Here is an 8,366-nt window from a genome sequence, read left to right on the forward strand (position 1 = left end):
TCGGGCCACGGCGTCGGCCTGTGCCAGATCGGCCTGATCGGACGGATTCGGGCCGGCCACTCGGTGGCGCAGACCCTGGCCGCGTACTACGCCGGCGTCGACCTCGTGCAGATGGGCGGCACGTAGGGTGTTGGCACGCATTGGCCATGGGCTACCGACCACAGGTCGCCTGTGGCCCATCGCCTGTGGCCTAGAAGAGATCCTGCAGTTGCGCGAAGGTGTCGATGCGGAGGATGCCGGCGTCGTGGTTGTCGGGCGGGAGTTCTGCGAGTTCGAGCGCCCAGGTGCCGGGATGGGGCACGAACACCGCGCCGAAGCCTGCCTCGCGCGCGGGCAGGATGTCGGACTTGGGGCTGTTGCCGATCATCCACGCGCCGTCGGCGCGGACGCCGAGGCGGCGGGCTGCATCGACGTACGCGGCGGTGTCCTTCTCGCGCACGACGTCCACCTGGTGGAAGTGGTCGCGCAGCCCGGACCGCACCACCTTGTCCCACTGCTCGTCGTGATTGCCCTTGGTGAACAGCACCACCCGGTGGCGCCGGCGGAGGTAGGCCAGCGTGTCGGGCACCTCGGGCAGCAGTTCGAGGCGCTTGCGCCGCAACGACGCGATCTCGGCGCGCAGGAACGGCCGCAGTTCGTCGAGGGCGTGCACGAGGCCCACGTGCTCGCACAGCACCTCGAGCGAGGCGCCGAAGTTGAGCGAGCCGTAGCCGTGGGCGCGGGTGCGCTTGCGCTCGATCGCCATCAGCGCCTCGCGCGTGCGATCGGTGGTGACGCCGTACTCGGCCAGCCGCGTGGCCGTCCGGCCAATCACGGAGTCGAAGTAGATGTTGTTCTCCCAGAGGGTGTCGTCGGCGTCGATGAACAGGGTCAGGCCCGGGCCCACGCGACCTCCCCGCTGTCCGAGTGGGCGTGTCCTGCCGAAGCCGCCAGGCCACGGCGGACCTGCCCGGCCGAAGCCGCCAGGCGAACGCGGGCTTGCCCGGCCGCAGCCGGCAGGCGAACTCGGGCTTGCCCCGCCGAAGCCGCCAGGCGAAGGCGGGTCATGAGGTCATCGCGTAGACCGCGATGTTGACGGCGAGCTTCGTGTTGTCCTCGCGGCGGAAGCGCTTGTTCTTCCAGTCGTAGTCCCATTCGCAGCCGTAGTCCTTGTTGCTGTAGAGCACGCCGAGGCGGCCCTGATGCTCGATGCCCCGCAGGTAATCGTGGACCAGGTCGTCGCCCCACCCGTTCAGTTCGTGGGCGGTGGTGGGGGGCGTGTCGAACCGGAAGAAGCACCGGTAGAGGGGATGCGACGCCCGCAGCTTCGGCATCGCGCCGGCCGCGCCGAAGGTGGCACGCATTTCCTGCTCGAAGCTGCGGGCGTAGAGGCCGTCGACATCGTGGTTGCAGTCGTCGGAGAACAGGAGGCCGCCCTGCTCCACGAAGCGTCGCAGCCCCTCGCGCTCGCGCGCGCTGAACCGCACGAGCAGGTGCCCGGTCATGAACAGGAAGGGGAAGGCCGGCAAGTCGGCCGCGTCGGCCGGGATGACGACCTCGTCCCGGTACACGGGGATGCTGGTGTACTCGAGGACGCTGTTGAGGACGTTGGCCGCGACCTTGGGGTTGTAGTCCCAGTCCCCCGATGCGTACCGCAGGCGCGCGAACACGAACTCCGACGGGCGCGGCTGCGCCTGCAGGGGCATGTCGCCCCATGCCGCGACCCCGGCGGCGGCCGAGGCCAGCGTCATGAAGTCCCGGCGCGTCAGGGGCACGGGGCAATTGTAAACGTCGACTCCCCGTAGTAGCGTGGCAGGGCCGATGCGATCACAGGTAAACGCGGGAACCGGTCGGGGGCGTACCCACTGATGGTGACGCTGCGCCCGCCCGGATCCATCGCCGTCGGCGCGCCCGGCGACATCGAACTGGCTGCGGCCGTGAAGGCGCACCTGGCGGCGGGCGACGGCGCGGCGGCGCGAGAGTTGTACGGGGATCTGGTGCGGAAGCATCAGCGCAAGGCGACGCGGATCGCCCTGTACTACCTCCGGGAGTCGGCCGATGCCGACGAGGCCGTGCAGGATGCGTTCGTGAAGGCCTACACGCACCTGCGCGACTTCGAGTACGGCCGGTCGTTCGAGGTGTGGTTCACGCGGATCCTGGTCAACAGCTGTCTCGACCGGGTCAAGGCGCGCGGCCGACGGGCCCGCTGGATGGTGGCCGCCGAGGATCTGGGCGAGTCCAACCCGCTCGACCGCGTGGCGGTGCCCCGCGACAGCACGCCGGAGGCGCTGGCCCTGCGTCGCGAGCGCGGGGCGCGCCTGATGGAGGCCATCGCCCGGTTGCCGGAGCGACAGAAGACCGTGGTGCTGCTCAGCCAGATCGAGGGCGCGAGCACCCGCGAAGTGAGCGAAGTGACGGGCCTGCGGGAAACGACGATCCGGGTGCACCTGTTCAGGGCCCTGCGTCGGCTCCGCTCGCTGCTGTCGGAGGATCCCGCGTTCGGCGACTCGCCCGACCGGGACAACGCCTGATGCTGATGCGCCCTACGCGCTGGTTCGGCCGCTGGGATACTCCCCACCTGAGCGACGAGTCGCTCCTGGAGCTGCACGCCCTGTTGGCGACGGGTGAGCATGCGCTGGCCGCCCGGTACCTTCGCCATGTCAAGCGCTGCGACGAGTGCACGCAGCGACTGTCGGTCGTGCGCGAGGAGTGTGCCGACCTCGGCCACGACGTCGGGGCCTACCTCGACGACCGCATCTCGGCCGCCCGCCTGGACCGCCAGCACGATGTGATCCTGCGTCGGCTCGAGGGCCAGTCGGGCAAGGTCCTGGCCTTCCCGGCCACGGTCCACCGGGCCACGCCGCCCCCGGCCTACCGCCGCTGGGTGGCCCTGGCCGCCGCGTGCGGGCTGGTGATCGGCATCGGGGCGGGCCGCCTCATCGGGCCCGCGTCCTTCACCGCCGCGCCCACATGGCGAGCCACGGCCCCTGCGATGCGGGGCGTGCCGGCGGGCGTGCAACAGGAGACCGACGAGCAGATGCTCGTCGAGATCGACGCCGCGCTCACCCGCAGCCGCACCAAGGAATTCCGCGCGCTCGACGAACTCACCCCCCGGATCGCCGACGCCCGCGCCCGCACGAAACGCTAGGCCGGCACGCCCTGCCGCGGGCGGCATGCCCGTTTTGCCAGGCTCGCCCTATATACTTGGGCGTTGGTGCAACCACTCATCTTCCGGAAGGGCCTCGACCTCAAGGACGCCGTCAAGGGTGAGCTCGCCCGCGACTACCACAGCGACGTCGTCGAACGGATCCGCGCCAGCGACTTCCGCTTCGAGCAGGGCCGACTCACGATCCACCTCGCCCGCGAGTTCGGGTTCTGCTATGGCGTGGACCGCGCGGTGGACTACGCCTACCAGGCCCGCAAGCGGTTCCTCGACCAGCGGGTCTTCCTGACGGGCGAGATCATCCACAACCCGCACGTCAACGAGAAGCTGCGCACCGCCGGCATCCGGTTCCTCAGCGACCCGGGGGAGCCGTCGCCCGAGCTCGGCCCTGGCGACGTGGTGATCATCCCGGCGTTCGGCGTCACCGTCCACGAGTTGGCGCGGCTGCAGGAATTGGGCTGCACCATGGTCGACACCACCTGCGGGTCGGTGCTCAACGTGTGGAAGAACGTCACCCGGTACGCCCGCGAGGGCTTCACGGCCGTGATCCACGGCAAGGTGAAGCACGAGGAGACGCAGGCCACGGCCAGCCAGGCGCTCAAGTTCCCGGGGGGCAAGTACCTCGTGGTGCTCGACAAGCGCGAAGCCGATGAGGTGTGCACCTACATCAGGCGCGGCGGCAACCGTGAGGACTTCCTCGCGCGCTTCGGCAAGGCGGCGTCGGCCGGGTTCGACCCGGACCGCGACCTCCTGCAGATCGGCCTGGCCAACCAGACGACGATGCTGATGTCGGAGTCGCTGGAGATCGCCGAGATGCTGCGCCAGGCGATGGCCGATCGCTACGGCGTCGAGGCCCTCGCCGAACGCTACCGCTCGTTCGACACGATCTGCTCGGCGACGCAGGAGCGGCAGGACGCGGTCCTCACGCTGCTGGACACCGAACCGCTCGACCTGATGGTGGTCGTGGGCGGGTACAACAGCAGCAACACGTGCAACCTGGCACGGATCTGCGCCGAACGGGTGCCGACCTTCCACATCGCCGAGGTCGACGGACTCGAGAGCCCGTTGTCCGTGCGGCACCGCCCGGTCCCGCCGCTGGATCATCCCCCTGGCCCTGTTGCCGAGATCACCACCGAAGGATGGTTGCCGTCCAGCGGTCCGATCCGCGTCGGCCTCACGGCGGGGGCGTCGACGCCGAACAACATCATCGGGATGGTCGTGGAGCGCCTGGCCGCGTTTGCCGCCGCCCCGCCGCCCCTCGGGTAAACGACGGCTGCCCGGCGGCCGTACCCGGAGGACGGGGAAGGTGTGCTCATGAAGATGCTGGTGATGGGAGCCGCGTGTCTGGTGACCCTGGCGGTAAGCCTGGGGTCGAGCCTCGCGGGGACCTCCGAGGGACAAAAACCCTCGAAATGGTGGCAAAACCCGGTCTGCAAGGCCCGGGTGGGCCTGAGCGACGCGCAGACGACCGAGATCGAGCGGATTTTCCAGTCCGTTCGCGACGAACTGCGCGCCGAGAAGACCGAACTCGAGAAGCAGGAGGCGACGCTCTCGCGGCTGCTCGCCGAGTCCAACGACGACGAGGCGGTCGTCGTGCGGACCATCGACCGGGTGGAAGCGGCGCGGAGCGCGCTGGCCAAGACGCGCACGCTGATGCTGTACCGGATGCACCGGCTGCTGTCGCCCGACCAACGGGTGCGGCTGGAGGCGTTCGAGCGGGAACAGGCGCGGGCGGCGGAGATGGCCGCGCCGCAGTCCCCCACCCGTCCGCGCGAGTGAGCGGGGCAGGGCCGTTGGACACCGCCGACCCGATGGGCCGGCAGGAGGATCGTTCGTGAGATCAGTGATGTACCTGGCCGCGGCGCTGGCCGCCGCGACCGCCGGCCTCGCGCCGGTCCCGGCGCTGGCACAGGACCGCTCGGCCCCGGTGTCGGACGCCCGCGTCGCGGAGCTGCTGCAGATCGTCGGCACCGGCGCCCGGCAGGGTGGCGTCGGCACGACGACGCCGACCGAGCGCGCCCTCACGATCGAGGAAGCGGTGGCCATCGCCCTCGAGAAGAACCTCGACATCGCCGTCGAGCGCCTCAACCCGACGGCCTTCGACTACAGCCTGAAGGCGCTGCAGGCCCTCTTCAACCCGACGGCGACGTCGCTGGTGGGCTTCAACAGCACCTACCAGCTGCCGACGAGCCAGCTGGTGGGCGGCGCCCGGGTCAAGAACGACCAGTTCACCTGGAACTTCGGCATGCAGCAGTCCCTGCCCTGGTGGGGCGGCTCGTACCAGGTGACGTTCAACAACCGGCGCAACGACAACAACAACGCGTTCGTCACCTTCAACCCGCAGTACAACACGCTGCTCAGCGCCCAGTTCGTGCAGCCGCTCATCCGCGGCCGCGCCATCGATGCCACGCGCACGCAGCTGAAGATCACCCAGATCAACCGTGAACTGTCCGACGTGCAGGTGCGCACGACGGTCACCAACACGCTGGCGCAGGTGCGCAACGCGTATTGGGACCTCGTGTTCGCGCGCGAGGTCGTCGACGTCGCGCGCCGGTCGCTCGCGCTGGCCGAGAACCTGGTCGAGGACAACCAGGTGCGCGTCGAGGTCGGCACGCTCGCGCCGATCGACGTCGTGCAGGCCCAGGCCGAGGCCGCCTCGCGGCGCCAGACGCTGGCCGCCCTCGAGGCGCAGCTCGAGACGGCCGAACTGACCCTCAAGCGCCTCATCGTGTCTGGCACCAGCGACCCGCTGTGGACGCTGCGGATCAACCCCATCGATCGGCCGACGCTCACCGAGCAGCCCGTCTCGATCGAGGAAGCGCTGAAGACGGCGCTGGCCAACCGCACCGACCTCGCCGAGCGCCGGCGCAACCTGGAGATCACCGACGCCAACATGGCACTGCTCAAGAACCAGCGGCTGATGTCGGCCAACCTCGTGGCCAACTACGGCGGCCAGGGCATCGGCGGTACCCGCATCATCAGGCAGGGCACAGGCGGGCCGATCATCGAGACCATCCCGGGTGGCTACATCGATGCGCTCGACCTGATGTGGCAGCGCGAGTATCCGACGTGGACGGCGCAGGTCCAGTTCAGTTACCCGATCGGCCCGAACCCGCAGGCGGCCCAGTACGAGCGCGCCAAGATCGGGCTCGAGCAGAGCCTCACGCAGATCCGCAGCCTCGAGCTGCAGATCGCCGCCGAGATCACCAACGCCCGCCTGCAGGTGGATGCCAACCTCAAGCGCGTCGAGGCCGCGCGCGTCTCGCGCGAGCTGTCGCAGAAGCGCCTCGAGGCCGAGCAGAGCAAGTTCGACGTCGGCCTGTCCACCAACTACTTCGTGGTGCAGGCGCAGCGCGATCTGCTCACCGCCGAGAACGCGCTCCTGCGCGCCGCGCTCGACTACCAGAAGTCGCTCGTCGACTTCGAGCGGGCGCAGCTGACGTCGGGACGCGCGGGCGTGACGATCACCGGCACGACCAACACGGGCACCACCGGGACGACCGGGACGGGCACCAACACCAACACGACGGGCACCACAGGCACCGGCACCACCGGCATCCCTGGCGTCGGAGGTCAGTGATGCGGACGGGGAATGTCTGGGTGGCGCTCGCGCTGGTCGCGAGCGTCGGCATGGCCGCCTGTGGCGGTGGACAGGACGACGCCGGCAAGCAAGGGCCGGCCGGCGCGGGTCAGGCCAAGGGTGGCCCGGGCGGGCCTGGCGGCCCCATGGCGGGCGGGCAGCCGCCGATGACCGTGGAACTGGTCAAGGTCGGCCGCGCCTCGCTCGAGGCCTACGTCGAGGTGGTCGGCAGCCTGGTGGGCGCGGCGACGGTCGACGTGGTGCCGCGCGCGCAGGGGCGCCTCCAGAGCATCAACGTGCGCATCGGCGACCCGGTCAGCCGGGGCCAGGTCCTCGCGAAGGTCGAAGACCAGGAGATCCGCGAGCAGCTCCGCCAGTCAGACGCCTCGTACGAGGTGGCGCGCGCGACGATCCGCCAGCGCGAGGCCGACCTGTCGTTCGCCAAGACCAACCTGGACCGCAACAAGAGCCTGTTCGACCGCCAGCTCCTGCCCCGCCAGTCGCTCGACGACGCCGAGGCCCGCTACCAGGCGTCGCAGGCCCAGCTCGACCTCGCGCAGGCGCAGTTGCAGGCTGCCTCGTCACGGCGCGAAGAGCTCCGTATCAACCTGGCCAACACCACGGTCAACTCGCCGGTCACCGGCTTCGTCGCCAAGCGGCTCGTCGACCCGGGCGCCTTCGTGACACAGAACGTCCAGTTGCTCTCGGTGGTCGACATCTCGATCGTCCGGCTGGTCGTGAACCTGGTCGAGCGCGACCTCCGCAAGGTCAGCGTCGGCGCGGGTGCGTCGGTGACCGTCGATGCCTACCCCGGCGAGACGTTCGCCGGCCGCGTGGCGCGCGTGGCCCCCGTCCTCGACCCGGCGACGCGTACGGCGGAGATGGAAGTGGAGATCCCCAACGCCAAGGGACGCCTGAAGCCGGGCATGTACGCCCGGGTGCGCCTCATCAGCGCCAACAAGGAGAACGCCCTCGTCGTCCCGAAGTCGGCACTGGTCACCTCGCAGGGCCGCCGTGGCGTGTTCCTGGTGGTCAAGGGGCAGGCGGTGTTCCGCGGCGTGGAGTTCGGGCTCGAAGAGGCGGACCGGATCGAGGTCACCGACGGTCTGAAGGAAGGCGACGAGGTGGTCACCACCGGCGCCACGGGGCTACGTGACGGCGCGCGGGTGCTGTTGGCCGGCGCGGGTCGCGGTCCGGGCGGTGGTGGCGGCGGGCGCGGACCCGGCGCAGGTCAGCCCGGCCAGGCGCCGCGCGCCGGAGGCCCTGCCGCCCCCGGCGCAGGTGCGCCAAAGGCGCCGGCGGCAGGCCAGTAGTCGAATCCGTTCCCTTCGCGGCTTCTAGCAGAGACGACACCAATGAGCATTCCTCGTACAGCCATCGAGCGCCCGGTCACGATGTTCATGATCAGCGCCGTGATCGTGCTCCTCGGCGCGATCTCGCTGGTCCAGCTGCCGGTCGACCTGCTGCCCGACCTGACCTTCCCCAGCCTCACGGTCCGCGTCGGATATCCGGGCGTTGGGCCGCGCGAGATCGAGGAGACGATCACGCGGCCGATCGAGCAGACGGTCAGCGCGGTGGCGGGCCTCGACCAGCTGAGCTCGACCTCGTCGGAGGGCAGCAGCACGGTGCGGCTGAACTTCGTGT

At 70.1% G+C, this 8,366-nt stretch carries 9 protein-coding genes; 7 read left to right on the forward strand and 2 right to left on the reverse strand.

Annotation, left to right across the window (positions count from 1 at the left end; translation table 11 throughout):
* Positions 1 to 190: 190 nt before the first annotated feature.
* Both ACIRDX_RS18065 and ACIRDX_RS18070 read right to left on the reverse strand, forming a co-directional pair.
* Positions 191 to 886, reverse strand: a complete 696-nt coding sequence (locus tag ACIRDX_RS18065; protein ID WP_396626833.1) for an HAD family hydrolase — start codon at positions 884 to 886, stop codon at positions 191 to 193.
* A gap of 157 nt (positions 887 to 1,043) precedes the next feature.
* Entirely contained in the window at positions 1,044 to 1,685 is a 642-nt protein-coding gene (locus tag ACIRDX_RS18070) for a DUF4159 domain-containing protein (RefSeq protein ID WP_396626841.1), read from the reverse strand.
* A 162-nt stretch (positions 1,686 to 1,847) separates the two neighbouring features.
* On the opposite strand from ACIRDX_RS18070, the gene ACIRDX_RS18075 reads away from it, so the two are divergent.
* The 7 genes from ACIRDX_RS18075 to ACIRDX_RS18105 form a co-directional block, all read left to right on the forward strand.
* Complete coding sequence (locus ACIRDX_RS18075) at positions 1,848 to 2,510, forward strand: RNA polymerase sigma factor (RefSeq protein ID WP_396626834.1); 663 nt, start codon at positions 1,848 to 1,850, stop codon at positions 2,508 to 2,510.
* The gene (locus tag ACIRDX_RS18080; RefSeq protein ID WP_396626835.1) at positions 2,510 to 3,127 is read left to right on the forward strand and encodes a hypothetical protein; all 618 of its coding nucleotides are present in this window, start codon (positions 2,510 to 2,512) and stop codon (positions 3,125 to 3,127) included. Before ACIRDX_RS18075 ends, ACIRDX_RS18080 begins: the two co-directional genes overlap by 1 nt.
* A 66-nt stretch (positions 3,128 to 3,193) precedes the next feature.
* Complete coding sequence (locus ACIRDX_RS18085; RefSeq protein ID WP_396626836.1) at positions 3,194 to 4,408, forward strand: 4-hydroxy-3-methylbut-2-enyl diphosphate reductase; 1,215 nt, start codon at positions 3,194 to 3,196, stop codon at positions 4,406 to 4,408.
* A 48-nt stretch (positions 4,409 to 4,456) separates the two neighbouring features.
* Complete coding sequence (locus tag ACIRDX_RS18090) at positions 4,457 to 4,921, forward strand: Spy/CpxP family protein refolding chaperone (protein WP_396626837.1); 465 nt, start codon at positions 4,457 to 4,459, stop codon at positions 4,919 to 4,921.
* Between the two features lie 55 nt (positions 4,922 to 4,976).
* Positions 4,977 to 6,722, forward strand: a complete 1,746-nt coding sequence (locus tag ACIRDX_RS18095) for a TolC family protein (protein WP_396626838.1) — start codon at positions 4,977 to 4,979, stop codon at positions 6,720 to 6,722.
* Positions 6,722 to 8,035 carry an efflux RND transporter periplasmic adaptor subunit gene (locus tag ACIRDX_RS18100; protein ID WP_396626839.1) on the forward strand — a complete coding sequence of 438 codons (1,314 nt, stop codon included), beginning with the start codon at positions 6,722 to 6,724 and terminating at the stop codon, positions 8,033 to 8,035. Before ACIRDX_RS18095 ends, ACIRDX_RS18100 begins: the two co-directional genes overlap by 1 nt.
* Before the next feature lie 42 nt (positions 8,036 to 8,077).
* On the forward strand, positions 8,078 to 8,366 hold a 289-nt coding region (locus ACIRDX_RS18105; RefSeq protein ID WP_396626840.1), incomplete at its 3' end, for an efflux RND transporter permease subunit.

This window comes from Luteitalea sp., from assembly GCF_044337415.1.
GTDB lineage: Bacteria > Acidobacteriota > Vicinamibacteria > Vicinamibacterales > Vicinamibacteraceae > Luteitalea.